The organism is Leptodesmis sp., assembly GCF_052746595.1.
Genome location: NZ_JBRAGO010000020.1, coordinates 19,001 through 43,803 on the forward strand (window position 1 = coordinate 19,001; position 24,803 = coordinate 43,803).

At 48.9% G+C, this 24,803-nt stretch carries 23 protein-coding genes and 1 pseudogene; 12 read left to right on the forward strand and 12 right to left on the reverse strand.

Annotated elements, in window-relative coordinates; translation table 11 throughout:
- Positions 1–195 precede the first annotated feature (195 nt).
- Complete coding sequence (locus ACUVQO_RS06515; RefSeq protein ID WP_445925075.1) at positions 196–525, forward strand: RNA recognition motif domain-containing protein; 330 nt, start codon at positions 196–198, stop codon at positions 523–525.
- Between the two features lie 201 nt (positions 526–726).
- Positions 727–1,809 carry a heat-inducible transcriptional repressor HrcA gene (gene hrcA / locus ACUVQO_RS06520; RefSeq protein WP_445925076.1) on the forward strand — a complete coding sequence of 361 codons (1,083 nt, stop codon included), beginning with the start codon at positions 727–729 and terminating at the stop codon, positions 1,807–1,809.
- A 6-nt stretch (positions 1,810–1,815) separates the two neighbouring features.
- On the opposite strand, the gene ACUVQO_RS06525 is transcribed toward hrcA, so the two are convergent.
- The gene (locus ACUVQO_RS06525; protein WP_445925077.1) at positions 1,816–2,565 is read right to left on the reverse strand and encodes a Uma2 family endonuclease; all 750 of its coding nucleotides are present in this window, start codon (positions 2,563–2,565) and stop codon (positions 1,816–1,818) included.
- 542 nt (positions 2,566–3,107) lie between these two features.
- On the opposite strand from ACUVQO_RS06525, the gene ACUVQO_RS06530 reads away from it, so the two are divergent.
- The 3 genes and pseudogenes from ACUVQO_RS06530 (at position 3,108) to ACUVQO_RS06540 (ending at position 4,724) form a co-directional block, all read left to right on the forward strand.
- On the forward strand, positions 3,108–3,335 hold the full coding sequence (locus ACUVQO_RS06530) for a hypothetical protein (RefSeq protein WP_445925078.1): 228 nt from the start codon (positions 3,108–3,110) through the stop codon (positions 3,333–3,335).
- Positions 3,332–4,384: pseudogene (locus ACUVQO_RS06535) on the forward strand (dynamin family protein). Before ACUVQO_RS06530 ends, ACUVQO_RS06535 begins: the two are co-directional and overlap by 4 nt.
- A 1-nt stretch (position 4,385) precedes the next feature.
- The gene (locus ACUVQO_RS06540) at positions 4,386–4,724 is read left to right on the forward strand and encodes a hypothetical protein (RefSeq protein ID WP_445925079.1); all 339 of its coding nucleotides are present in this window, start codon (positions 4,386–4,388) and stop codon (positions 4,722–4,724) included.
- 81 nt (positions 4,725–4,805) lie between these two features.
- On the opposite strand, the gene ACUVQO_RS06545 is transcribed toward ACUVQO_RS06540, so the two are convergent.
- The 3 genes from ACUVQO_RS06545 to ACUVQO_RS06555 form a co-directional block, all read right to left on the reverse strand.
- Positions 4,806–5,072 (reverse strand): hypothetical protein, encoded by a 267-nt coding sequence (locus tag ACUVQO_RS06545; RefSeq protein ID WP_445925080.1) that lies wholly within the window; start codon positions 5,070–5,072, stop codon positions 4,806–4,808.
- Positions 5,066–6,304, reverse strand: a complete 1,239-nt coding sequence (locus ACUVQO_RS06550; RefSeq protein ID WP_445925081.1) for a type IV pilus twitching motility protein PilT — start codon at positions 6,302–6,304, stop codon at positions 5,066–5,068. Before ACUVQO_RS06550 ends, ACUVQO_RS06545 begins: the two co-directional genes overlap by 7 nt.
- Positions 6,305–6,613: 309 nt before the next feature.
- Complete coding sequence (locus ACUVQO_RS06555; protein WP_445925082.1) at positions 6,614–7,303, reverse strand: hypothetical protein; 690 nt, start codon at positions 7,301–7,303, stop codon at positions 6,614–6,616.
- Between the two features lie 171 nt (positions 7,304–7,474).
- Between ACUVQO_RS06555 and cobU the strand changes: the two genes are divergently transcribed.
- Together cobU and ACUVQO_RS06565 are read left to right on the forward strand one after the other, a co-directional pair.
- On the forward strand, positions 7,475–8,056 hold the full coding sequence (gene cobU / locus ACUVQO_RS06560) for a bifunctional adenosylcobinamide kinase/adenosylcobinamide-phosphate guanylyltransferase (protein ID WP_445925083.1): 582 nt from the start codon (positions 7,475–7,477) through the stop codon (positions 8,054–8,056).
- A 122-nt stretch (positions 8,057–8,178) separates the two neighbouring features.
- Positions 8,179–8,613 (forward strand): hypothetical protein, encoded by a 435-nt coding sequence (locus ACUVQO_RS06565; protein ID WP_445925084.1) that lies wholly within the window; start codon positions 8,179–8,181, stop codon positions 8,611–8,613.
- 4 nt (positions 8,614–8,617) lie between these two features.
- Here ACUVQO_RS06565 and ACUVQO_RS06570 read toward each other — a convergent pair whose 3' ends face one another.
- Positions 8,618–9,607, reverse strand: a complete 990-nt coding sequence (locus tag ACUVQO_RS06570; protein ID WP_445925085.1) for a ribonuclease Z — start codon at positions 9,605–9,607, stop codon at positions 8,618–8,620.
- Positions 9,608–9,885: 278 nt separating this feature from the next.
- Here ACUVQO_RS06570 and ACUVQO_RS06575 point away from each other — a divergent pair, with 278 nt between their 5' ends.
- Positions 9,886–11,079 carry a SpoIID/LytB domain-containing protein gene (locus ACUVQO_RS06575; protein ID WP_445925086.1) on the forward strand — a complete coding sequence of 398 codons (1,194 nt, stop codon included), beginning with the start codon at positions 9,886–9,888 and terminating at the stop codon, positions 11,077–11,079.
- 156 nt (positions 11,080–11,235) lie between these two features.
- A complete protein-coding gene (locus tag ACUVQO_RS06580) occupies positions 11,236–11,499 on the forward strand; it encodes a hypothetical protein (protein ID WP_445925087.1) in 264 nt (87 codons plus the stop codon).
- 29 nt (positions 11,500–11,528) lie between these two features.
- Here the strand turns inward: ACUVQO_RS06580 and ACUVQO_RS06585 are convergent, their stop codons facing one another.
- Complete coding sequence (locus tag ACUVQO_RS06585) at positions 11,529–11,951, reverse strand: hypothetical protein (RefSeq protein WP_445925088.1); 423 nt, start codon at positions 11,949–11,951, stop codon at positions 11,529–11,531.
- A gap of 475 nt (positions 11,952–12,426) precedes the next feature.
- Between ACUVQO_RS06585 and ACUVQO_RS06590 the strand changes: the two genes are divergently transcribed.
- Both ACUVQO_RS06590 and ACUVQO_RS06595 read left to right on the forward strand, forming a co-directional pair.
- Positions 12,427–12,630, forward strand: a complete 204-nt coding sequence (locus ACUVQO_RS06590) for a hypothetical protein (protein ID WP_445925089.1) — start codon at positions 12,427–12,429, stop codon at positions 12,628–12,630.
- 12 nt (positions 12,631–12,642) lie between these two features.
- Positions 12,643–13,455, forward strand: a complete 813-nt coding sequence (locus ACUVQO_RS06595) for a hypothetical protein (RefSeq protein ID WP_445925090.1) — start codon at positions 12,643–12,645, stop codon at positions 13,453–13,455.
- 275 nt (positions 13,456–13,730) lie between these two features.
- Here the strand turns inward: ACUVQO_RS06595 and ACUVQO_RS06600 are convergent, their stop codons facing one another.
- The gene (locus ACUVQO_RS06600; RefSeq protein WP_445925091.1) at positions 13,731–15,386 is read right to left on the reverse strand and encodes a 2-isopropylmalate synthase; all 1,656 of its coding nucleotides are present in this window, start codon (positions 15,384–15,386) and stop codon (positions 13,731–13,733) included.
- A 339-nt stretch (positions 15,387–15,725) separates the two neighbouring features.
- Entirely contained in the window at positions 15,726–16,244 is a 519-nt protein-coding gene (locus ACUVQO_RS06605) for a LabA-like NYN domain-containing protein (RefSeq protein WP_315874382.1), read from the reverse strand.
- A gap of 568 nt (positions 16,245–16,812) precedes the next feature.
- Here ACUVQO_RS06605 and ACUVQO_RS06610 point away from each other — a divergent pair.
- Positions 16,813–19,398 carry a CHASE2 domain-containing protein gene (locus tag ACUVQO_RS06610; protein ID WP_445925092.1) on the forward strand — a complete coding sequence of 862 codons (2,586 nt, stop codon included), beginning with the start codon at positions 16,813–16,815 and terminating at the stop codon, positions 19,396–19,398.
- Between the two features lie 5 nt (positions 19,399–19,403).
- On the opposite strand, the gene ACUVQO_RS06615 is transcribed toward ACUVQO_RS06610, so the two are convergent.
- The 4 genes from ACUVQO_RS06615 to ACUVQO_RS06630 all read right to left on the reverse strand — a co-directional run bounded on the left by ACUVQO_RS06615 (position 19,404) and on the right by ACUVQO_RS06630 (position 24,638).
- A complete protein-coding gene (locus tag ACUVQO_RS06615) occupies positions 19,404–20,015 on the reverse strand; it encodes a hypothetical protein (RefSeq protein WP_445925093.1) in 612 nt (203 codons plus the stop codon).
- A 12-nt stretch (positions 20,016–20,027) separates the two neighbouring features.
- Positions 20,028–21,254: a type II secretion system F family protein gene (locus tag ACUVQO_RS06620; RefSeq protein ID WP_445925094.1), complete on the reverse strand. Its 1,227-nt coding sequence runs from the start codon at positions 21,252–21,254 to the stop codon at positions 20,028–20,030.
- Between the two features lie 113 nt (positions 21,255–21,367).
- The gene (locus ACUVQO_RS06625; RefSeq protein ID WP_445925095.1) at positions 21,368–22,483 is read right to left on the reverse strand and encodes a type IV pilus twitching motility protein PilT; all 1,116 of its coding nucleotides are present in this window, start codon (positions 22,481–22,483) and stop codon (positions 21,368–21,370) included.
- A 157-nt stretch (positions 22,484–22,640) separates the two neighbouring features.
- Complete coding sequence (locus ACUVQO_RS06630) at positions 22,641–24,638, reverse strand: GspE/PulE family protein (protein ID WP_445925096.1); 1,998 nt, start codon at positions 24,636–24,638, stop codon at positions 22,641–22,643.
- Positions 24,639–24,803: the final 165 nt, after the last annotated feature.

A 24,803-nucleotide genomic window follows, 5' to 3' on the forward strand; every position in this document is an offset into this window, starting at 1 on the left:
TTGAAGAGGAGGGCAAATTTCTTGAAATCGCCGCAGTTTTAACCTCTAGACCCTGTTTGTAGGACTGACATTATGTTAGACTTAAGCTCTGAGATTGATTCGGCTGCAGCAATGTTTGTCTATTCCATATTCGACAGGCTTCTCTCCGGACTCAACCCTCTACACATTTGGATTTCTGGAGACTTAAAGTAAGCCATGGCTATTTATGTTGGCAACCTTTCCTATAAGGTTACCCAAGAAGATTTGACTGAAATTTTTGCGGAGTATGGTTCCGTAAAGCGGGTGCAACTGATGATTGACCGGGAAACCGGAAGATCACGGGGCTTTAGCTTTGTGGAAATGAATACGGATGCAGAAGAAGATGCGGCGATCGAGGCTCTGGATGGAGCCGAGTGGATGGGCCGTGAGATGAAAGTGAATAAAGCCAGACCTCGTGAAGACAACCGGGGTGGCGATAGACGGCGCTCTGCGGGCAGTGGAGATAGCTGGTCAAACCGGGGCACGGGTTCCTACGGACGCTATTAGTAAAGACATTCCGCCGGAACAGCCCTACCCAATGCCTGTCTAAAATAAGACATTACAGGCTCTACTTCCTTAATTTTTGGAGGTAGAGCCTGTGAGCGTTTTGTTAGATACCGCTGGCAACATGACAGTTTAGTAAGTTCACCCTTATAGTGAATACATTCCAGCCTTATTTTTAAACTTCTTTTAGACCATTCTTTACTTATGTCCTTTCCGGTTCAACTGACCAATCGCCAACAGCAGGTTCTCTGGGCTACTGTGCGCCACTATATTGCCACTGCAGAACCCGTCGGTTCAGAAACATTGGTGAAAGAATATAACCTGAGCGTGAGTTCCGCTACGATTCGGAATGCAATGGGCGTGTTGGAAAAGGTTGGCTTACTCTATCAGCCGCATACTTCGGCGGGACGGGTACCATCGGATTCGGGCTATCGCATTTATGTCGATCAACTGATTCCTCCCTCCAAGCAGTTCGTGCAGCAGGCTGAACAACTGTTGAGCGATCGCCTCAGTGGCGAAGATTGGAATCTGGAATCAATGCTGCGACGGGCGGCCCAAATCCTGGCGACGGTGACGGGCTATGTGGCGCTAATCACGATGCCCCAGATGTACACAACCCGCCTCCATCATGTTCAACTGGTGCCTGTGGATCTGCAACGGGTGATGTTGATCTGCGTGACGGATTCCTATGAAACCCAATCCACGTTGATCGACTTACCCAGAAGTGAGGGAGAAGCAGAACCGGATGCGGAATTGCTGGAACAGGAATTGCAACTCTTGTCGAACTTCTTGAACAGCCATCTGCGGGGTAAAGCGATCGCAGAATTGTCGACGATCGATTGGAGTGAACTCGATCGGGATTTTCAGCGCTACGGGGATTTCTTAAAGACCATTCTCACTGAGTTATCGCGCCGTTCCCAGGCTCCCGCGCCTACCCAAATTTTGATCAGTGGATTGTCTGAGGTGATGCGCCAACCAGAGTTTTCTGAAGTGCAGCAGGTACAAACGATCGTGCATCTTCTGGAAGACGAACAGGATCAATTGCTGCCCTTAATTTTTGAGCCCTCTCCTTTTGACCAACTCGGTAAGCGAGTGACGATTCGGATTGGGGCAGAAAATCCTTTAGAACCGATTCGTACCTGTACCCTGATTTCTTCGACTTACCGTAAGGGAGATATTCCCGTTGGTAGTGTCGGCATGTTAGGCCCCACCCGGATGATGTATGAGAATGCGATCGCCCTGGTAGAAGCCACAGCGGATTATTTGTCCGATACTTTGAGCCAATAGAAATGTTTATACTTCGTCTGGATCAATTCCCATCGCCCGCAAGCGATCGGCTAAGCGATCGGCCCGTTGGCGTTCTTGGTCAGCTCGTTGCTGTTCTATCGCTCTGGCTTCTGCGCCTGTGGGAATGACGATTCCAGCACGATCGCACCAGCGCAACCAAATTCCAGGCACCATTTCAAATTCGCCTTCCCAGAGAGTCAGTCCCAGGTTTACGGTGTCTAGATAAATTGGTTCACCCACATTCAGTCCCTCAGGAGGTGTGAGTTCAATGTAGCGGCCTGCACTTAACGCCCAGATTTTCAGGAGAGAGCCGTTCAACTCGTCGGGTTGTTGCAGTTGCCGCAGGGGATCGAAGACGACGTAATAATCCACCTTTATCCGGGCATAGATCTCTTTTTTGCTGCCCAGTTCGTTGCCTTTGCGGTTGGAGACAACTTCGATCGCCACTTCGGGAACTTTGCCAAATTCCCACACCAAATAGGAACGATTGTGTCGCTCTACCCAGTTGTCTGGCATTTGCACTCCCAGGCTGAGAAAGACATCCGGGGCAATGCCGTCCTGGTTAATACTGTAGAAAATGCCAACATTGGCGGCGGCAATGAAAGGTGGAGGAATGACGGGCGAACTGTAGAGGGGTTCTACCAGCAGCCGCTGTTGTTTTTCAGATTGAAAGTTATCCACCGGAACTTCATCTTCCAGTACCAGATGGCTGATGTCAGGCCTGACAATTTCTTCAGATAGCAACGGCTGAGACATAGACCTGAGAGGTAAACAAAACCTTTACACCGATCCCCTCAGTCCCCCTTCATAAGGGGGATGCTGGAGGCAGGGGGATCTTTATCTGTCGAGATCGATCGCAATTTGATTCGGATGATCTAATCCAAAATCCTTAATCACTATCCTACTGCACCCACCGTGGGGAGAGCGGACAGGCTGGCGCTGAGGCAACCCTGCAACCGAGGATATATAGTATATTTGTACTAAAATATCTATTCATCCTACATCAATCCGGCTTCGGTGTCGCGATCGTGCTCTTGAAATTCTCACATCTTGCCTCACCCAACTGGAGGATAGGGGATTGCATAGGTGGAGGATGGCGATCGCAAATTTTCCCCTGCATGATGGAAACAAGCATGGTATAAAGATTGCTCGTTAAGTGCAGATAATCACAACATCTTGTTAACGAGTTGGTCTGGAAAGATTGCGGAAGTATTCACCTGGAAATAGCTGGTTGTTGCCCTGGTGTGTTCTTAGCACATCAGTTTTGGCCTGTCGTATTTCCACCTTGAGGAGTTCCAATGGCTTATAAAGCTGAAAGTTTTATTAGTGATTTAGATAAAGTTGCCAAAGCGCGTCAGGAGTTTTCGGGATATTTGAATGCAATCGCCAATACCCTCACCCAGGTAGAACAGGAGGGAGAAACCGCTTCCGCTAAGTTAGGTTTGGAGAGTGCGATCGAAGATTTAGAGTTAGTCAGCCGGAATTTAGGGGAGAGCGTGTTTCGCTGCTGGTGCTGGGCGACATGAAACGGGGCAAAAGTACCTTCCTGAATGCCCTAATTGGCGAAAACATTTTGCCGACTGACGTAAATCCCTGCACTGCTGTCCTGACCGTCCTCAGTTATGGGCAGGATAAGCAAGTAACGGTGCATTTCAAAGACGATCGCACACCAGAACGACTCGATTTTGAAACCTTCAAACAGCATTACACCATTCCACCGGAGGAAGCAAAGAAACTACAGGAAGAAGGCATTATTGCCTTTCCCAATGTGGCTTATGCCGAGGTACAGTATCCGCTGACTCTGTTAGAAAAGGGCGTGCAAATTATTGACAGTCCGGGATTGAATGACACAGAGCAACGCAATCAGTTAACGCTGGGATATATCAACAACTGCCATACGATTTTGTTTGTTCTCAGTGCTACCCAGCCATATACTCTGGGAGAACAGCGTTATTTGGAAAATTACATCAAAGATCGGGGTTTGTCCGTGTTCTTTCTGATTAATTACTGGGATGAAATTCAAAATCGCTTGATTGATCCAGAAGATTTAACGGCTTTGCATGAAGCAGAAGATCGGGTGCGGCAGGTGTTTAGAACCAATCTCACTCCCTATTGTCAGGTAGAAGGTGAGGATCGTTATGACGATCGCGTGTTTGAAGTCTCTTCTCTCAATGCTTTGCGTCAGCGGTTAAAAAATGGCTCACTGGAAGGCACGGGCTTTTCCGAATTCATCAAAGCATTGAATTACTTTTTGACGAAGGAGCGGGCCATCTCGGAACTGCGGCAGGCCAAATTAATTGCCTGACAAGCTTACCGTACTGTGCATGAAGCCTGCGATCGCCGCATTCCTTTACTCAGCGAAAGTATTCAAGAACTGAGACAAAAGATTCGTTCCGTGCAACCGGAATTTGATCAACTGGTCACGATTCGCGATCAATTTAAGGACGAAATTCGAATTGTGGGCGAATGGCAGACCAGTGCGATCGCCAACTCATTCCGCAGCTACCTGCCCGATCTGGCCGCGACCTTTGAAGCAGATTTCGCCCGCTATCAGCCCGAATTCAAATTCTTTTGAGATGGCGCGTCGCAAAGTGGTTCTGGCGATGAAGGAAGAACTGATCAAACTATTGCCGCAGATTGCCCAGGAGCAATCGTTCCAGGTGTATCAAGCGGTTAAGGAGTGCTTCGACACCTATCAGCAGGAAGTGGTGAAGCGGATGAATCATGACATCCAATCTCGTAAGGCTGAACTGGATGAGCTACTGCGTCAGAAGGAAGATTACGAGATTAACCAGCAGGCAGAAGAACGCCGCCTCAATCTACTCGACAACGAGGTGCTAACCCAACTCCACGATGTTGAGGATGCTTACGACCAGCTAATTGGGCAACCCGCGATCGTCCTGACTGCAGCATAGGCTCAACTCAGAAGTCGGAGTTTTGGCTGAATGCTCAAGTTTAATCTGAGGTTCCGATCAAAATTCCGACTTCTAGCCAGATCAAGAAGGAGGCCGGTTGATATAATCGCTGGTCATCAGGCCAGAGCGGCTGGAGCGACGAGTATAATTCTTCAGCATATATCCCAGATCTTCTGGAGCCAGAGAAGAGGCCAGAGCATCTGCCGTATTAATGATGCCGTTTTCATGGAGATCGAAGAGAGCCTGGTTGAGCGTCTGACTGTTATCAACCCCTTCCTCCATCAGTTGGTAAATCTCTTCAAAACATTCCTTCAAGAGATAATCCCGAATGGTGTCGGTATTTACCATGATTTCCAGAGCTGCCGTGCGCCCTCCTCGCACGTAGGTACCAGTGTCTGAGAAATGACGGCTCTCAGAGCATCCACAATCTGGTAGCGCACGGTTTCTTGCTCCTCCGGTGTGTAGAAATTGAGCAACCGTTTAAAGGCATTCACAGCCCCCCTGGTGTGCAGAGTTCCCAGAACCAGGTGCCCCGTCAGGGAAGCTCGAATGGCGGTGTCTACAGTTTCCCGATCGCGCATTTCCCCAATCAGGATAATGTCAGGATCCTGACGCAGGGCAGCTCGGAGCGCTTCCTTAAATTCTTGAGTGTGTAACCCCACTTCCCGCTGCGTGAACAGAGACTGATTGGAGGTGTGCACGTATTCAATCGGATCTTCGATCGTCACGATTTTTCGCGGATAGGAATCATTCACGTGGCGCAGCATGGCTGCCAGAGAAGTGGATTTTCCAGAGTTCACCGCTCCGGTTACAATCACCAATCCCTGCCGCTCCTCAGCCAGATAGCCCAGCACTGCGGGTAGCCCCAGTTTTTCCAGGGTGGGTACTTCCAGCGAGATCAACCGCAACACCATCGCTCCCCCCATGATGGATTGGGCACAGTTGACCCGGCATCTTACCAGACCCTCATACAGAATCGCGGTATCCAGTTCTTGGCGAACTTTAAACTGCTCCAGTTGGGACGGCGACAAAACCTCTGCCAAAAATTCATCAAATTGAGTTGGAGTGGTTCTACCGTAAGACTTCTGAATGACAATTTTGCCCTGAATGCGAAATCGAGGTGGCTCCCCAACTTGAATGTGAATATCGGACGCACCTCGCTGAAAGGCATCCTCCACCATGCCATAAACCGTTCCCCGCTTTTGAATCTCCTCGCTTGGCCCATCCAGAACGATTCCTTTCAGACTGATCGCTTCGGTTCCCTGAGCCGTAGGTCGGCAATCAATCCGTCCCTGCATAAATCCATGAATCCGCACATCCGCCTCAATCCGGCGATTAGCCAGATAGTGCTTCATCTGAGGCGGGGAAAGCAGTTCTTTGAGATAGTGGTGGAACTGCTCATTGCCCAACGTTGAAAAATGCTCTTGGGGCAGTAATTTGCCACCCAGGTGATAAAACGGCGGTCGTCCGACCTGCAAGTAAACCGCAGACGCGCCGCGATCGCAGGCATCTTGAATAATTTGGCGAATAGAACTGGGTACGTTGAGTGGGGTTTCAGCGGGAGCGTGAGTTGCAGTCATGATGATTTACTGGGGGAAAGACCAGAAGTAAGTCATACTCAGGGAATATAGTAGATTTTTGGAGCCGTTGCTGCCAGTCTGAGTAATGGAACAGCTCTAGCCGGAGAAAGCTGCTCTGAATAATAATTTATCGAGTTAATGCAAAATATTCCCTGATTGATAGCAAAAATCGACCCAAGGAACTAAATTTTGGGCAACTCAAAATGACAGTGTGAAGGGGAGATGGGGGCGATCGCGGCTAGACCTTGTCCAAATTCAGAGCCATGGTTTCTCTGATGGGAAATTCCAGCTAGACGAGCTTGGCCTAGTTTAGCTTAACTCTGCCAGTCTACTATGAGTACTTAAGAGAGTTTCAGTCAGGTAGGTTAAGCGAATCTCCAGGGAACGTTTGCGACTGAACAACTGTTGCAGCTTTTGGTAACGCACAATAGCCAGACTGATATCCAAAATTTGCTCAGGGGGACAGGGACGGTACCACAACTGTCCCTCCTCATTCACTCCACACAGTCGATAGGTTGCTCCGGACGACTCCAGCCAACCCTCAATGACTGGCCCTTCACTATATAGGGCTTGGATTTGCTCCAGAATCTCTTGTAAGCCGAGAGTCCACTCCTGAACCCGATTTTGCAGGTCACCAAGGAGATTGGTCGCTAAAGCGGGGGCAGCCATTGCCTGCTGCCGGCTAGATTCTGGAACTGCCGCCACAAACTCAGGCAGATTAGGAGTGCGGGCGATCGCGGCAGGATTGGATAACGACACTGCAGTAACATCAACCTCTATCCCTTCCAGAGCAACCGGCGATGAGATGTGAAGTCCAGGAGATGGCTCTACCGTTGCCGATCTGGGCATCCCTGCTGCTTCTAACCTGGGAAACTGCTGATCCCAATCCATAAAGGGTAAAGATGGTTGTAGCGATCGTGAGGGTAGGGTTTCAGGTTGCATCGTTTGGTAGGAAACCTGCTGGAGTGCGGCCTCAATTCGCTTCAGGTCTGACTTCATAGTTACCTCACCCCACACTCCGAAGTACCACAACAGTTAGACAAATCAGAATACCAGTAAACAATGGAACTGCGGTCTTGCAGCATTTTTGTTGAAAAATTTCAATAAAGTACAAAAAGAAGGATAGGTTGAATTGGTCATCTGTCCCTGGTTATCTGTCATCTGTCATTTTTGAAGTTCTTGTCTCCTGGCTTCTGCCCTTTAGCGGCCTCTATGAATCGTCAAATCATCTTAGTCACAGGTGCTGCTCGTTCTGGGAAAAGTGAGTGGGCAGAGGAGTTAGCTAAGCGATCGCACAAACGGGTCACTTATGTCGCCACGGCGCAATTGGATGCAGCCGATCCGGAGTGGCAACAGCGAATTCAACGGCATCAACAGCGCCGTCCAGCGGCTTGGGCAACTGAATGGGTGCCAGAAAACCTGGCCGCTGCCATCCAGTTCATGACTGAGGAGGACTGTTTCCTGGTGGATTCGTTGGGAACCTGGTTGGCTAACCTCCTGGAATTGGATGAGCAGACCTGGCAAGCTCAGGAAGCAGGCTTACTGCAGCAACTGGAACAAGCCGCTGGAACAGTGATTTTAGTGGCTGAAGAAACAGGTTGGGGAGTAGTGCCAGCCTATGCTGCCGGTCGGAACTTCCGGGATCGTCTGGGGAATTTAATCCGGCGAGTTGGGGCGATCGCGGATACGGTTTATTTAGTTACAGGAGGTTATGCCGTGAATGTGAGTGCGATCGGGGTCCCCTTACCCTAACTTACCGATAGACTTTAGAACTCAGGGAAACTTTTGCCTATTAGACTCCATCTCCAGCCGTGGAGACCACCCACTTATTCTTGGGGCACGGTAGCATGAAAAGGAAATGCGAATCCGTGCTTATGGCCTCTGAACAACAGGTGAGACAGTACCTGGCTTACTGGTTTCAAATTGGCAAAGGAATTGTTATTCATGGTGGGCGAGAGACCCTTCTGCCCCGCCCTGTGATTCAGGGCAATCGTTATAGTGATGAATTTGAAGCCTGTTGGCAGCGGGTGTCTAACCCAGATGCTGGGGATTGCTATCTGGAAGGGACAAATCAAACGATCGCCGAACTCTTAACTCCTCAATGGGAAATTAATCCCTGTGCCCGTTGTTCTATGCCTGTTCCCTTCAAAACTCTGGGCCTTGCTTCTCTGGAATGTACCTGTAGCGATGTACCCAATTGGCCAGATACCGAAATGCCTGCGCCTCGACCGCCAGTAGACAACCAGGCTCAACTGGAGAAAATTCGCGATCGACTGAAGAGACCGACCAAGGAATCGCGAACCGGGTAACGCATTAGACCCTGGTTGCTCTGCTGGGTTTATCGGCTTTGGGGCGACCAATTTCATAACTCCATAAGTCACTGGCCATGACAGTGTTGGGAAAAATTGCTCTGGCTTCTGCCAACAAATCCTTTAATTCAATCGGGTTGCCGGGAGCATACCGAGGACTAAAGTGAGTCATGATCAGTTGCTTGACCTGAGCCGCCAGGGCTACTTGAGCCGCCATCGTAGACGTGGAATGGAGCCGTTGATAAGCGAGGTCAGCATCCTGATGAGCAAAGGTAGCTTCATGAATCAGTACATCGGCCTGTTGAGCTAACTCGACTGCCGAATCGCAAAAAATCGTATCCGTGCAGTAAGCCAGCTTGCGTCCGATTTGAGTTGGACCGCATAAGTCGGCTCCATTCACCCGCCGACCATCCGGTAGGACAATCACCTCTCCCCGTTTCAACCGTCCATATAGTGGACCAGAAGGAATCCCTAAAGCAGCCGCCTGTTCCACATTGAAATGCCCCGGATGATCTTTTTCTGCCACCCGATAGCCAAAGGCAGGCACCCGGTGCTTTAGTAACTGGCAACTCACCACATACTCATCGTCCTCGTACAAAACTCCGGGACTAACCGCATGAACTTTGATGGGGTAGGAGAAGTGAGTTTGGGAATAGCGACGACAGGCTTTGAGATAGTCCTCCAACTCAGCAGGCCCATAAATGTCAATACGCTCTGGGTTGGCTGCCAATCCACAACTGGCTAACAACCCCATCAAGCCAAAAATGTGATCGCCATGCATATGAGTGATGAAGATGCGAGTCAACTGACTGACTTTAAGTTCACTGCGCAAAAATTGATGCTGGGTGCCCTCCCCACAGTCGAACAGCCATACCTCTGCTCTTTGAGGCAGTCGGAGCGCCACCCCAGATACATTTCGCGTCCGAGTCGGTACCCCAGAGCTAGTTCCCAAAAATGTAATTTGCAAGCCTGAGAAATCCCAATTCAATGCCATCTTGAAACTATACTGACACAGAACCCAATAGACAGCAGATCACCTTCTGCAAAGTGACGATCAAAATCCAGTCAGAGAAAACTCACAAAAGTTAAGAGATTCTTTAGAACACCAGGTAAGCAGTATAGAGTGAAAGCATCTCCTGCCTGTACGCCAGATATAGAGCTTTCGGGCCAAGGGCACAGCAGGTCAGAAACGACTCCAGCGATCGATTCGGGGGGTTGAATTTCAAGAAATTGAGTTACATTAAGCAACGTTGCAGTAGGGTTGCAAAAACCATGACGGTAAACCGTTCTCCCAAAGTTAACCTGTTTGGCATGAAATCCTGGTTTCAGTCGAGAGGACGGAGTTGGTGGCTATCAGGCTTGCTGTGGTTAGCGTTCATCGCTCCAGCCAAGGCGGCTGTGGAGATGCGAGTCGCAATTCAAGATGGTGTCAGCCAGATAACGGTAGGTAGTTCTACGCGAGCGATCGTCCGCGATAGTTCCGGTCGTAACCTGGGCGAGATTGCTGCCATGAATGCTTTTGTGGCTGCTCCAACAGGCGGCATGGTAAAGCTCGATCGCTGGCAAGCTAAGCAACTCTGGGTAGAACCAACGGCAGGAGGATATGTGTTTATTGGCAATCGCTGGTATCGTGGCAGAACCCAAGTGGTTGCCACTGGTAAAGGCTTGACAGCGATTAACTATGTGGATTTAGAACAATACCTTTACAGCGTACTGGGTGGAGAAATGTACCCAACTTGGCCACTAGAAGCCTTAAAAGCCCAGGCTGTGGTTGCTCGCTCCTACGTTCTGTACCAGCGGGAACATTCTGCCAACAATCTCTATGACGTGGGAAACACCACCTCTTGGCAGGTATATAAAGGGATTGCGGATGAAACCTCCTCAACTCAGACTGCTGTCAATGCTACCGCCGGACAGGTATTAATTAATCAAGGCAAAATTATTGAGGCTGTGTTTCATTCTTCATCAGGTGGACATACAGAAAATGTGGAGAACGTTTGGATTCGTCCGTTGCCTTACCTGAAGGGAGTCCCTGATTTTGATCAGGGTACTCCAGAGTATGAATGGGTGAGAACCTTTAGTCGCAGCGAACTCAGCGCCCGAATTACAGGCGTCGGTAATATTATTTCTATGGAACCCCAGCGAACTACTCCCCAAGGCCGAGTAATTACGATGCGGGTTGTGGGCGATGCTGGAACTCGCACTATCAGTGGCGACGTGATCCGGAACGCCCTTGATTTGAAGAGTACAAAATTTAAAGTCTTGCCTATCTATGAACCCACTGCTGCTAAAGGAAAAGCAAATCTGGCTCCCCGGTCTTTTCAGGTACAGGGTAATGGCTACGGGCATGGCTTAGGAATGAGCCAGTGGGGGGCGTATAACCTGGCCCGTAAGGGATACGATTATCGGCAAATTGTGTTGTACTACTATAAGAACACTGCTTTGGCTAAAATTCAGGTGAAATAGGTCAGTTAAAGAGGAACTTAGGTTCCTTGTTGCCCTTCTGCATAACTAAAGCGCTATACCTGTTGCCAAATTGACAACACAAGGCGAAAACTGACTGTTTGCAGTGAACAAAGTGGGTGCTGTAGGAGTTTATTTTGTTACAAATGTAGGTTTTAGGTGGACGTTCAACCCAGTCAGCTTGAGTCAATCATTGTCCAAATTGGAGAAGCCGTTCTCGCGACAACAGAAACAATGGATCGTTTTTCCGATCGGGTCGATTCTTTGGCCAATCAAGTGCAGCAACAAGGCTACCAGATCTTTGCCCTGAGTGATGCGGTACAAACTCTGGCAGAAGTTCAGGAAGAGTCCCTCAAACGCCTGGATCGGTTAACGATCGCGTTGGAACGTCTTGTGGATGCCATTGAACAATCAGAAGAGTAGAGACGCTTAGCCGAAACCTCTCTACCAATTTACCAGCGTCTAAACCCTTGCCAGTAGGGACGACTTTTCCAAAATAAACCAACCGTCATGCTCACCAACGGAATGTAGCTGATCTGAAATAATCCCACCGGAATGGGAAGCAAGCCTCTAAGCAGAAACACGATCGCTAAACACAGAACCAGCCCCCATAAACTCCCGGTATTAATGACAGTGCGCTCCATGCGTTCGAGGATATATACGGCCAGTACTCCTACGCCAAACGCGATCGCCAGGGAGGTGAACAATCCCAATGGGCCAAACAGGAGGGTCATCAGAATTGGCTTAACTCCTGGAATTTGAGCACTAAAGCCAATAGCCAGTTCCAGTAGAGTCACCGCGATAGCGGTCAGAATGGCCACTAGAAACAGCAATCGCCAGGGTAACTGCTTCAAACGAGCGAGAGGATTGCTCATAGGATCAAAGCGCAGAGATTGTAAGGAGCATTCTCCTCGAGAATATCAGTTTGATAGCGATCGTGCCGCTTATGCACACAACCAATTTTTTCTCAAGTTTTCCTCTACTATCCTTAATTATCGAAGTTTTTCGATAGTTAAGATAGACTTGCTTGCCGATCGTGCTGAGAAACTCCAGCTTGTTAGTAGGGAATTGCAGGATCCGGACACAGCACAGGTCAGTAGGATGAAGAAACTGTTAAGCCATCCGGTAGGAATAGCTATCCGTAGAATTACTAGCTAAAGTCAGGGAAATCAAAAAAATTCGTAACTTTCCATTTCACCGTTCAGCAAGTTGTTCTCTGCACAGTTACAACCACCAGTTACATCTTGCTGATTCAGGTTCTGTGCCGATTCTATCGCACTTACTGAGGTGCGATCCGGAGACAGCTGGCTTTGCAGTTCGCCTATTTACCTGTTTCTGAGGCTATTCAATATGTTCAAAATGGGAGACGTGTACAAACGGTTGTATTCGACCTGGCAACCACCTGTAGCAGAGCCAACATCGGGCTACAGTATGATCATGTTCACTCCTGGAGACTTACCCTTTTTCTTGAAAATCTCCCTCGGTGTTTGTGCCACTCAGAACCCTGAGCATCTGGTTGAAACGATCGTGGTTCCAGATAGCAAGTTGATGTGAGGCTTTTCAGAATTGTTAAACGAATGGACAAAAGACTATCCCATCAGCCCAGTTCGCATGGTGACGCTGAGTCCCCTGGAAATTGTCTTTAATCGCTACCACAGAAATCCCTTTAATAATTGCTGGCATCAACTGATCCGAGGCATTGAAGCGCTCAGAACTCCCTATGCCCTGTTACATGATGTTGACCTGTTTATCCTGGAGCCAGATTTCCTCAAGAAGCACTATGAGGCCTGTGTGGCGCAGAATGTTTCACTGATGGGAGTGAGCAAGGTTTGGGATGGTTGGTACGAGCAACGAGGGTTAGATCATCTGGTTGCCACCTGGGAGTTGATGTTTAAAGCGGATTGGGCACGGAGTTTCCAACCCTGGGAGCATCGGGGCCACCGGGGAATTGTAGCGGGTCAATCCCACTCGTTTGATATGATGCTGTGGCCTCAATGCCAAACTCCTCCCGAACAAATCAGCCGCCACGATCGCGAATGGGGCTTTATTCACTTCAATCACGTCACCAGCACCTATCGCAGATTCCAGCAATCCAGAGGAGCTTATGAGGATAGCTACTTCCGGATTTTATTGATGAGATTGCTGATTGATGCGTATGACCAATCTGGATGGCGCTATGACATTCCGTCTTTAGAGGCGCTGCGCAAGGGATTGAGCGATGCTTCCAACCGGGTCACTTACCTGAAAGAGGAAACGTTCCAGCATTATGCTGAATTTCGGGCCAAGTTACAGGAACTGATCAGTAGCAAACTCCTGGACGAGCAAAAAGCGACTATTCTCTCCGAAGGAATTGCTCCGTTCGATCGCGTTTTTGGTTAAGCCAATGCCACATCTCTCTCGCGATCCAAAGTTCTAACTGCTGTTTAGAGTAAATTGCTTGCCAATCTGTACAAGGCAACAGAGCCAGAGGTGTTTTGAAGCGGCTCTAAAAGCAAATAGGTGGTGTATTGACACCCAAGGTTGGACTCGTAGAGTGATGTTAGCGCTGGCGTAACGCACCGATCAGAGGGGAATCATCTCTCATATCATGACCAATCGGAGGTAGAACAACAGATTTCTACCTCCGATTCTTTTCCTTTAGAAATCTTTTAGGATCAGCCTTCTACTTTCACCGTGGAAGGAATTTGAGCGAGGGAAAGCTCAATCTCACTATCCTGAGCTTTAATTTTGGCCTTCTTCGTTTGCAATGCCGCATACAGCCGATTTAAGGCATTGACATAAGCCTGGGCTGAGGCCACGATGATATCCGTGTTGGCCGCATGGCCTGAGAAAAGACGACTATCATAGCGCAGCCGAATCGTCACTTCCCCGATCGCATCAATCCCTGCTGTTACCGATTGCACCGAGAACTCGATTAGCTGGTTAGGTACATTGACCACTCGATTAATTGCTTTGTAGACCGCATCCACCGGTCCGGTTCCAGTAGCGGCATCCGTCAGTTCCTGACCATCGGGAGTACGGAGAGTTACCGTGGCAGTAGGACAGGCATGATCCCCGCAGGACACCTGCACCAGTTCCAGGCGGAAGAGATCGGGCGCTTGTTGAATTTCGTCATTGACGATCGCCTCCAGATCCCAATCGCTGATTTCTTTCTTCTTATCCGCCAGTTCCTTAAAGCGGACAAAGGCTTTATTAAGTTCTTGCTCCGTCAACTCGAAGCCCAACTCCTTCAACCGGGAGCGGAAGGCATTCCGGCCAGAGAGTTTACCCAATACGATCTGGTTATCGGTGAGGCCAATCAACTGCGCGTCCATAATCTCGTAGGTCAGCTTGTTTTTCAACACGCCGTCCTGATGGATTCCCGATTCGTGGGCAAAGGCATTAGCACCGACGATCGCTTTATTAGGCTGTACCAACATTCCCGTCAGACTGGAAACCAACCGGGAGGTTTTGTAAATTTGGCGGGTATCAATCCGGGTCAACGGTTCTTCCGATTCCACAGGCCGACCCAGGAACGGATTAAAATACTGTCGCCGCACATGTAACGCCATTACCAGTTCTTCCAATGCGGCATTGCCAGCTCGTTCACCAATCCCGTTAATCGTACACTCCAACTGACGGGCACCGTTTTTCACCGCCTCCAGGAAGTTGGCAACGGCCAATCCCAGATCATTATGACCATGCACGGAGATAATCGCCCGATCGATATTGGGCACGTTTTCCTTAATGCCGCGAATCAAGGCACCGAATTCAGCAGGCGTGGTATAGCCCACGGTATCGGGAATATTCACCGTTGTAGCTCCAGCGGCAATCACCCGCTCTAAAACCTGATATAGGAATTCCGGATCGCTGCGGCCTGCATCTTCAGGAGAGAATTCCACATCATTCACAAAGGATTTGGCGTAAGCCACCATTTCCTCAGCGATCGCCAATACCTCTTCACGAGTTTTCTTTAACTTGTATTTCAGATGAATGTCCGAGGTCGCGATGAACGTATGGATACGGGCATGGACTGCTGGTTTTAACGCTTCGGCCGCGGCTTGAATATCGGCCCGATTGGCTCGCGCTAATCCGCAAATTGTTGGACCATCGGTCGTACCAAGTGCCTGGGCAATTTTTTGTACCGCTTCAAAATCTCCCGGACTGGAATAGGGAAACCCAGCCTCAATCACATCTACACCCAGTCGTGCCAGTTGCCGTGCAATTGTCAGCTTTTCATCCACATTCAGGGTAGCTCCGGGAGATTGTTCGCCATCCCGGAGTGTGGTGTCAAAGATGATAATTCGGTCATTCTGGGACGGAGTGTTCATAGGTCAAGTGATCGAAGATTTTATTAGAAGAGGACTGCTGCATACTAGCCTACCGTTTAGCCTGAGCGCCTTGACAGAGGGAAGCGAAGTTTTTGTTAAATTTGCAACAGATGAGTGGGAATCGGAATAGATTTCAGCCGTTCTACCCTACGAGAGAAAATAGCTGAAGGTTAGGAATTGATGACTTTCTCTGCCAGGCAGGGCTGTGGTGAATAAGCCTGAGATCGTGATTCATCATTTGTCCTTTGTAGATGCACGCTCATGAATGAACAAGATTAAGCACGAATAACCGATGACCAATGACAGTCCTATCCAGAAGCTACTGATGCCTATCTGCTTTTATAGATCGGTCTTTTCAATTTCTTTGCGAATATCGTTCAGGTCGATGTAGTGGTCAGTAGCATTTCGGAGTTCTCTGGCAATCATCCCTTCAGTGGATACGACTGTAATGTGAGTGTGCCGACCTCGCAGCAGTTCGATCGCCCGTTCAAAGTCCCCATCCCCACTGAACAGAATGACGCGATCATACTGATCAACAGTATTAAACATATCCACAACGATCTCAATATCCAGATTAGCCTTTTGCGAGTAACGACCTGAACTGTCGTCATAGTATTCCTTCAAAATTTTGGTGCGAACGGTATACCCCAAACTGATCAGCGCATCCCGAAAGCCCCGTTGATCCTGGGGATCTTTCAGCCCGGTATACCAGAAGGCATTGACTAAAACGGTATCAGCTTCCCGTGTAAAATATTCCAGCACCCGTTTTGGATCAAAAAACCAACCATTTTTCTGTTGAGCATAGAACATATTGTTGCCGTCTACAAATATAGAAAGACGGTTCATGGAGTATTGCATAGAAGATTAAGAGCTAAAAGATCAATAAAATTGGATAACTAATTTTAACAAGACGCTTTCAGAAAACTAGCAAGCTTACTACCAGGGCAACCCAGTAATCCCAAGAGAAATGAAAGAAGGACTGCAAAAGAATTCAGATAATAGAAACAATTTACTAATGAATATCCTAATAAAACCCGATTAATTGGGCAAAAACGATTGTTATTGGATAGGGAAACGACTAAAACGTAGTCTAAAAAATAACTGCCCTGTCTAAGTAATGACACATTTTTGACTGAACCTGATGATTTTAATAGAGAAGCCTGCGAGCTTGATTGTTGATCATCAACTGACTACTCTGATTTGCCACTATTATTACAAAAAAACAAAATCTGGGCGCTTCAACCTGGAAATCGATCGCCCCAAATGATCAAATTTAGTTCCTCCGTTGCTCTGTGATATGAAGATGTCCCTAGTCAGGGTAGGGGTGGATAGGCTCTAATAGTATAGATTCTGTTGGTAAGACTGCTCATCGCGCAAGTGACAGATTGGGTGTATCGCCTGCTGATGTCTTACATGGGTTTCGGCTATGTCTACGGAAAATTCTCAGTCTCAAACAGAGACCTTTGTGGCTCCTCCATCACCCACTGAACGCCTCTCCTTCCACACTGTTTGGCAGCGACTCGTCACCCGACACATTGCCCATCAACTGCCAATATGTTCAAACCTGGCAAAAGCGGGACATGTACTGATCGGAATGATTGCATTAACGGCAGGTATTGCTACATCTCAGAGCTTGGTGTCCGTTCGCTTTATGGAGCGGCAGGTTCAAACTATATTTTTCAATCTTCGCCCTGCCGTGAAGCCACCTGAAAACGTAGTCATCCTGGCGGTTGAACGCAGCACACTGGAGCAGGCCAGAATTACGCCTCAGAACAATCCGGATCTGCAGTCGCTTGTCTGGCCTTTTAAGCGGGCAACTTATGCAAAAGTGATTGACCGCTTGATGCAGGCAGGTGCGCGCGCAGTAGCGGTAGACGTGATTTGGGCTGATCCCAGTTTTCATGGCGCAGAGGATGATGCCAAATTGCAACAGGTGCTAAAACTTTATCCAGGTCGAGTCGTTATGGCGGCGACCTATGACAATAGTCAAACCCGTCAGGGGGATATCACTCAACTGACTTTGCCGATTCCATCCTTGAGGAATTTATCTCAACCAATTGGGACGATTAATTTCTGGACGGAACCTGATAACTTCTGGAAAGAGCCGGAAGGCTCTGAGGGACGCATCCATCGTTTAGGTAGCGAATTTGTCCGGCTGAAAGCTCAGGTTCTACCAGATCAGGCCACCTACCTGAATCAACTGAGTCAAGACTATCCCTCCTTTGCAGAAGCAACCCTCAAAGCGGCTAAAGTTAAGTATCCTCCTCCTAAGGGAGACATGATCTTCTACTACGGTCCATCAGTAGGTGAGGACTATGGGTCAATCGGATTCACTACAATTCCCTTTTGGCACGTCCTGGATGCGACAAACTGGACTGGTTACTTAAACAACGGTCAGTTCTTCAAGGGCAAAATTGTTGTTATTGGGACGGCAGAGAACAATAACTTAAAGGATTTTTTGCCAACCCCAATGGGGAAAATGCCGGGAGTCGAAATCCATGCTAGTGCAATCGCCACTCTGATGCAGGGCCGCTCCCTCGTCACTGTGATTCCCAACCCTCTATTCCAGGGACTATTCGTTGCCGGACTGATATTGGCGGTGGCTTACTTACAAAGCCGTACCTCTCTCCCCATTCACCGATTTGGCTGGGGAATGGTGATTATGGTTGCCTTGGGGATCGTCAGTTATGGACTATTTACTCGAATGCAATTAGTCTTGCCAACGGCTGTACCATTAGTGGCGATCGCCCTAGGGAGCACCTCCTACCTTTTGATCGGCATTACCAATGAAAAACTGCGGTTAATTCGGGTAGCAAGACTTCATCGAGCTTCGGAGGATGTGCGGAAATTCCTGGAAGATAGTGGCCAGGTGGAATTAGAAGCCATTAGCGAGAGCTATACACGGGAGATGATTGGTCAAACCCTGCGGGGACGTTACAAAATCCTGCATACCCTGGGAACGGGCGGTTTCAGTGTCACCTATGTCGCAGAAGATCTGGATCTGCCTGGTCATCCTCGCTGTGTGGTGAAGCAATTAAGGCCCAGTAATAGTAAACCTGCGGCTTTGCAATGGGCACAGAAAAAGTTTAGGAAAGAAGCAGAAACGCTGTATCATCTCCCTCCTCATGACAGGATTCCTCGGCTTCTGGCTTATTTTGAGGAAAAGGGTGAATTTTATTTGATTCAGGATTATGTTGAAGGAGAACCGCTGAGAATTCGCAGCTTTGTCGATCGCCTACCTGAATGGAAAGTGGTTGGTATCCTGGAGGAAGTTCTGCAGATTCTCCAGTTCATTCACAAACACGGCATTATTCACCGGGACATTAAGCCACCCAACATCATTCAACGTAAATCGGACGGCCATCTGGTACTGATTGACTTTGGGGTAGTCAAGAATATTCAGCAGGGAGACAGAGAAGAAGCAACCAGCATGACGATCGCCGTTGGTACAAGAGGGTATATTGCTCCAGAACAGAGTGACGGGCGCCCTCGGCCTAATAGCGATATTTACTCGTTGGGAATGATGGCAATTCAGGCCTTAACAGGAATTCCTGGTGAGAATCTACAGCGAGACCCCCATACGGGCGAACTGATCTGGCAGAGACAGCCTTTTGCCAGCCATACTCTAGCCCAAATTTTGGATCGAATGGTGCGTTTTAATTTTACGGAGCGATATCAATCGGCAGCGGAAGTACTGACCGATCTGCAGCCCCTGATTGAATTGCATCGATTTCATCCTGCAGAGCCTGATTTTCCTGCTAAGTCACGAGAGGTGGATGAAGGGGATGACTCTGCCTCAGATCCGACTAAGTTATGGCACGATACATCTGATTTAGACGTTGCCCTGCCTGAAACGGATCCGTCGCCGGAGGATTCAGCACTGGTGGATTGCACTCAAAGGACAGAGGATGCTTTAACAGATGCCACCCAATCCTGGACTTCAGAAGATTATGCAGCATTAGATTTGCCTCCTACAGATCCTGCCGATCTCCCCTCGGCAGCACAGGATTAAAAGGATTACAACAACTCTTCGCGATCGTCTGTCCAGAGCATTTCAGTAGTAGTAGGTTCTGCAACCTCTGCGGGAGAGTTGTTTTCTGGCGATCGCTGCACCACAAAAGGCAAGAAGGCTCCTTTGAGGCCGCGTTTAATCCGCTCTGGAGTGCCTTCGAAAATGACAAATAAGGGATAGGTACTATCGGCTCCTTCACTCAAAATATGGCGATAGCGCAAGGGCATATCCCATTCATAGCCCCGGCTTAAGGCAACCTGAGTATGCCGCCAGCGGCTCAATAAATCCGAAAAATCTTCTTCAGGGCGATGAATGAAAATAAAGATTTCTACCCCTGTTTTGATTTTCCACTCCGGGTCACACATTAAGAGCGCAATGTCACAAGGCAAGCATAGAGACTCACCACTGGACGTATTTAAATCCCCGGCATTATTACGAGAAGTAGTGCCTCGCAGGCGAACCACTGGCAGAGGGATGGCAATTAAGCTTTCTTTAGGGCGGCGCATACTGGGGATCATCTCCAGGTAGGGCCGATACTGCTTCAACAGGGCGATCGCAGACTGAGCATTGCTATACTCTGCTAACGCTTCTTCGTAATGAGCTTTCTGCATGGACATAAGGGGAGTGGACTAGCCCAATTTCTCAAACACAGCGAACATGGGTAGATACATCGACAATAAAATGGCTCCCACCATTCCCCCTAGCACCACAATCATGATTGGTTCCAGGATACTGGTAAGTGCTTTCACGGCTTGTTCCACCTCATCCTCGTAGAAGTCAGCTACCTTGGCCAGCATCTTATCCAACTCCCCAGTTTCTTCCCCAATACTGATCATCTGAATGGCCATCAAGGGAAAAACCTGCTCTTTCTGGAGGGCAATACTGATCATGCCGCCCGTTTGAATTTCTCGACGAGCCTCATCTACGGCGTTCGCAATAATCTGATTACCTGCCGTATCTCTGACAATTTCTAAACAGGTGAGAATTGGTACCCCGGAACGAGTTAAAGCTCCAAAGGTACGGCAAAACCTGGCTGTCGCAGTTTTCTGAATCAAGTCACCGAACAGGGGCAGTTTCAGCATCATGCGATCGACCGTTTCCCGTCCCACCCGAGTTTTGTAATACTGTCTAAACGCAAAAACAGCTATGCCCACGACCACCAGCGCAAAGATGACATTTTTAATATCCTGTACAAAGTAGCTAATATTCATCATGAACTGGGTGAAGGCAGGTAATTCCACTCCAATATCTTTGAAGACGTTGGCAAAGATCGGCAGCAGAAACCGCACCATGCCAAAAAAGATTAGAATGGCCAAAATACCCACAGTCACCGGATAGGACATCGCTGATTTAATTTGGTTCTGTAATCGGGCCACATCTTCCAATAACTTCGCCAGCCGGTTCAGTACCTCATCCAGTACACCACCAACTTCCCCAGCTTGAATCATGCTGGTATAGAGGTTATCGAAACACTCCGGATGCTTCCGCATAGCATCGGACAGGTTAATCCCCTGTTGCACATCAGAACTAACGTTAAGCAAGGCTTTCTTCAACTTCGGATTCTGACATTGTTCCGAAAGAACCCCCAGTCCCCGCACCATGGCGACCCCAGCATTGACCAGAGCCGCAAGCTGACGGGAAAATACCGCCTTATCCTTGACGGTCACTTTGGTGAAAGAATCTCTGATTGATGCTAAATCAAAGTTCAGGGACAGCCCATCGTCTTGTTTCAGTTCCTGAACAAATAGCCCTCTTTCTCGTAAGGATGCTCGAGCTTCTCTGAGAGAATCTGCAACGATTCGTTCTTTCCGAGCTGCGCCTCTTGCATCTTGAACGCGGGCAACAAAGGTAGGCATAGAAAGATACCTGGGTGACGACTAGAAGGGGTGGGTATTGTAGACTACGTCAGGTGTTGACCGTTCTATTCAAGACCGTTTTCGTAGTCTACATCGCAACAGACTGGAGTCAGTTAGTGGCGTATCGCCCCTGCCTGAGCTGCTGCCCCTGCAGGAGCATTACCAATCAGCCGCTGAAGTTCATCTGGACGGGAGGTTTTGGACATGGCTGACTCAAAGGTAATTAAGCCAGATTTGTATTGATCGGCCAACACTTTCTCCAAGGTTTGCATACCCAATTTACCCCCAGTTTGAATGGCTGAATAAATTTGGGTGGTTTTTCCTTCCCGAATCAAGTTGGAAATAGCGGGAGTAACAATCATGATTTCTTGAGCCATGACCCGTCCATATTCTCCTGGCTTAGGATTCTTCTTGGGAACCAGAGTCTGGCTAAAGACGGCTACCAGAGAGTTAGAAAGCTGTACCCGTACCTGGGTTTGTTTTTCTGCTGGAAACACATCAATGATCCGGTCTACGGTTTGTGCGGCAGAACTGGTGTGCAGGGTACCAAAGACGAGGTGGCCCGTTTCAGCCGCTGAAATTGCCAGCGAAATTGTTTCCAAGTCCCGCATTTCGCCTACCAGAATAATGTCTGGGTCTTCCCGAAGAGCTGCCCGGAGAGCATTTGCAAAGCTTTTCGTATCTTCTCCTAGCTGACGCTGGTGGATCAGGCTCTTGATAGGTTCGTAAACGAATTCGATCGGATCCTCGATCGTCAGAATATGTTCAGCACGAGTCCGGTTAATCAGATCCATCATCGCCGCCAGGGTGGTGGTTTTACCCGATCCGGTGGGGCCAGTCACGAGAATCAAGCCTCTAGGTTTCTCTGCCATTTCCCGTACCACATCTGGCAATCCCAACTTCTCGAAGTTCGGAATTTTAGAACTGAGTGCCCGCAAGCAAGCCGCATAGGTGCCCCGGTCTTTATAGACGTTGACCCGAAACCGAGCCAGCCCTCTTACTCCATAGGAACAGTCCAATTCCCAGTTTTGCTCCAGGTTTTTGCGTTGAGTGTTGTTCAACATACTGAAAATGAGCCGCTGGCACTCTTCGGCCGTTAGTGCCTCATCTCCAATCGGTTGGAGCTTACCGCTAATGCGAAAGTAGGGAGGTAAACCAGCCGTCAGGTGCATGTCAGAGCCGCCCATTTCAATTAACTGCTCCATCAGGTCTTCAATCATCAATTCCATAGGTGTGCTCCTTTGGCGATCGCGCTTTGAGAGGGTTAGTTCAGAAAAGCTTACAGGTCAAGGCTGGTCAAGTCCTAGCTTACCCCGATGAATTGGGAAAGCTGTCATCCCACTCGAGGTTTTCAGCGTTCCCAAAAGGAGGGGATGAGCAGCCAGGTCAATCATGGAAGCGGGGCGTGAGACAGTACGGACAATCCAGCCATTCTTGTTTGAGTTGAGCGGAACAGCAACGGCATGTCAAGGAACTCTTGCGCTTAGCTTTCAGTTCGGCTTCTAAGCCCGAGTCTGTAAAAGTCACCCGTTCCACTTCCTCCAGAGTGCTCAACCCCTCACGTACCAGATTTAAGCTGTAAGCCAGCAGGGTTTTCATCCCTTCTTCGACTGCCGCTTCTTTGATCGTGTCTGTGGGTGCTCCCTGATTGATCAATGTTTGCAAGCGCTCCGTCACCCGCATCACTTCATAGACACCGCACCGTCCCTTGTACCCTACACCACCACACTTTGGACAAAGCTGATTTTTAGCTTTGGCTTCCTGAATTTCGTGGGGTTGTAAGGTATTAGCTTTGTATAACGTAATATCTCCATCCCCAGAGGTTGTTAACCCAAATCGGGCCAGTTCATCCCGACTAGGGGTGTAGGGAATGCGGCATTCATCACAGACACGGCGTACCAGACGCTGGGCCACTACCCCAATCAGCGCCCCAGAAACCATGAAGGGTTCCACCCCCATTTCATTCAGACGCGCGATCGCCCCCGCCGCATCATTAGTGTGCAGGGTTGTTAATACCAGGTGTCCGGTGAGAGCGGCTTCGATCGCCGTCTTGGCCGTTTCCCGGTCTCGCGTCTCACCCACCAGAATGACATCTGGGTCTTGGCGCAGGAAGGCTCGCAGAATCATTGCGAAGTCCATTCCCTTCTCCCGAATTACCTGCACCTGGGTTAAGCCAGGCAGGGTGTATTCAATGGGGTCTTCTGCTGTACTGATATTGACACCGGGATCATTCCGTTCTGCTAGAGCCGAATAGAGAGTGGTCGTTTTCCCGGAACCCGTTGGCCCGGTAACTAGAATTAGACCAAAAGGACGAGCAATCATCTCCTGCACGATGTGGAGGGTTTCTGGATCCGTAATCAGCTTGTCCAGGCCTAATTGGGTAGCTGAATTATCCAGAATCCGCAATACGACCTTCTCGCCGTACTTACTGGGCAACGTGCTAACCCGGAAGTCAATATTACGGTTGTCATACCGCCGTCGGATCCGACCATCTTGCGGCAGTCGTCGTTCAGCAATATCTAGCTGAGACATGACTTTGAAGCGAGCCGTTACCGCTGGAATAATCTTCTTGGGAAATGGCTCAAAGGCTTCTCGCAATACCCCGTCTTTCCGGAACCGGACTCGCAAATATTCTTCCTGCGGCTCAATGTGAATGTCAGATACGCCTTCCTGCAGGGCCTTGATCATAATCTTGTTAGCCAGGGCGATCACTGGGGCAGCCTCGGCATCGGCTACATCTAGATCGGCATCGTCTTCTTCAGGGGCTTCCTGAAGATCCATATAGCCCAGCCCTTCCAGATCGGCCTTAATGTCAACCTTCTGCTGGGCTTCAATTTGCTTCTGCTTCTCAACTTGCTGATCAAGATAGCTGGAAATCAAGCGCTGGTAGTCTTCTAATGTGATCACCAATCTCTGTAAGCTGAGCCCCTGAGGTCGTAAAATGCGATTCAGGTCATCCTGAGCACCCAAGTTGTCTGGATCTACCATCGCTACCAGAACCGATCGTGGCTCTTCGTCATTGCGGAGCAGCGGGACTAATCGATAGCGACGGCATAAGTCAATAGAAATTAAGGTATCAATCAGTTCTCCAACTTGAGTTGTGGGAATCTGGCTGACCTCAGGGTCGAGTGACTCCACCCCATACAGAATCTTGAGTTCAAATAGCTGTTGCTTTTTGTACTGTCTGATTAAATCTGGTGGCAGTTGCTGCCCGGTTAGGGATTCCAGAACATCCAGTAGCGGTCTACCCGTTTTCCGGCTCTCAGTTAGAGCCTGCTGCATCTGGCCACTGTCAACATAGCCAGCCTGAACTAGCTTATTTCCGAATGGAGAAAAATTATTTTGTACGACAAGCGCACGACGTTGTGATGAGGAGTTGGTCATAGCCGGTGGAAGATGAACTCCTTGTAAAGGATTCCCAAAACTGTGAAGATACTGTCAGAGAACACAAAAGATAGATTACAAAAATTTACAGGCTCATGAAGGGAACCATGTAGATGATTCAGGTTACCCTATCTTTCCTGGAGATTCTCCAAGATAATAGCGTGT

Excerpts from the sequence above, each read along its gene's own strand:
- ACUVQO_RS06515 (WP_445925075.1), top strand. The coding sequence starts at position 196 with ATGGCTATTTATGTTGGCAACCTTTCCTATAAGGTTACCCAAGAAGAT.
- hrcA (WP_445925076.1), top strand. The coding sequence starts at position 727 with ATGTCCTTTCCGGTTCAACTGACCAATCGCCAACAGCAGGTTCTCTGG.
- ACUVQO_RS06525 (WP_445925077.1), bottom strand. The coding sequence starts at position 2,565 with ATGTCTCAGCCGTTGCTATCTGAAGAAATTGTCAGGCCTGACATCAGC.
- ACUVQO_RS06530 (WP_445925078.1), top strand. The coding sequence starts at position 3,108 with ATGGCTTATAAAGCTGAAAGTTTTATTAGTGATTTAGATAAAGTTGCC.
- ACUVQO_RS06540 (WP_445925079.1), top strand. The coding sequence starts at position 4,386 with ATGGCGCGTCGCAAAGTGGTTCTGGCGATGAAGGAAGAACTGATCAAA.
- ACUVQO_RS06545 (WP_445925080.1), bottom strand. The coding sequence starts at position 5,072 with ATGGTAAATACCGACACCATTCGGGATTATCTCTTGAAGGAATGTTTT.
- ACUVQO_RS06550 (WP_445925081.1), bottom strand. The coding sequence starts at position 6,304 with ATGACTGCAACTCACGCTCCCGCTGAAACCCCACTCAACGTACCCAGT.
- ACUVQO_RS06555 (WP_445925082.1), bottom strand. The coding sequence starts at position 7,303 with ATGAAGTCAGACCTGAAGCGAATTGAGGCCGCACTCCAGCAGGTTTCC.
- ACUVQO_RS06565 (WP_445925084.1), top strand. The coding sequence starts at position 8,179 with ATGGCCTCTGAACAACAGGTGAGACAGTACCTGGCTTACTGGTTTCAA.
- ACUVQO_RS06570 (WP_445925085.1), bottom strand. The coding sequence starts at position 9,607 with ATGGCATTGAATTGGGATTTCTCAGGCTTGCAAATTACATTTTTGGGA.
- ACUVQO_RS06575 (WP_445925086.1), top strand. The coding sequence starts at position 9,886 with ATGACGGTAAACCGTTCTCCCAAAGTTAACCTGTTTGGCATGAAATCC.
- ACUVQO_RS06585 (WP_445925088.1), bottom strand. The coding sequence starts at position 11,951 with ATGAGCAATCCTCTCGCTCGTTTGAAGCAGTTACCCTGGCGATTGCTG.
- ACUVQO_RS06590 (WP_445925089.1), top strand. The coding sequence starts at position 12,427 with ATGTTCAAAATGGGAGACGTGTACAAACGGTTGTATTCGACCTGGCAA.
- ACUVQO_RS06600 (WP_445925091.1), bottom strand. The coding sequence starts at position 15,386 with ATGAACACTCCGTCCCAGAATGACCGAATTATCATCTTTGACACCACA.
- ACUVQO_RS06605 (WP_315874382.1), bottom strand. The coding sequence starts at position 16,244 with ATGCAATACTCCATGAACCGTCTTTCTATATTTGTAGACGGCAACAAT.
- ACUVQO_RS06610 (WP_445925092.1), top strand. The coding sequence starts at position 16,813 with ATGTCTACGGAAAATTCTCAGTCTCAAACAGAGACCTTTGTGGCTCCT.
- ACUVQO_RS06615 (WP_445925093.1), bottom strand. The coding sequence starts at position 20,015 with ATGTCCATGCAGAAAGCTCATTACGAAGAAGCGTTAGCAGAGTATAGC.
- ACUVQO_RS06620 (WP_445925094.1), bottom strand. The coding sequence starts at position 21,254 with ATGCCTACCTTTGTTGCCCGCGTTCAAGATGCAAGAGGCGCAGCTCGG.
- ACUVQO_RS06625 (WP_445925095.1), bottom strand. The coding sequence starts at position 22,483 with ATGGAATTGATGATTGAAGACCTGATGGAGCAGTTAATTGAAATGGGC.
- ACUVQO_RS06630 (WP_445925096.1), bottom strand. The coding sequence starts at position 24,638 with ATGACCAACTCCTCATCACAACGTCGTGCGCTTGTCGTACAAAATAAT.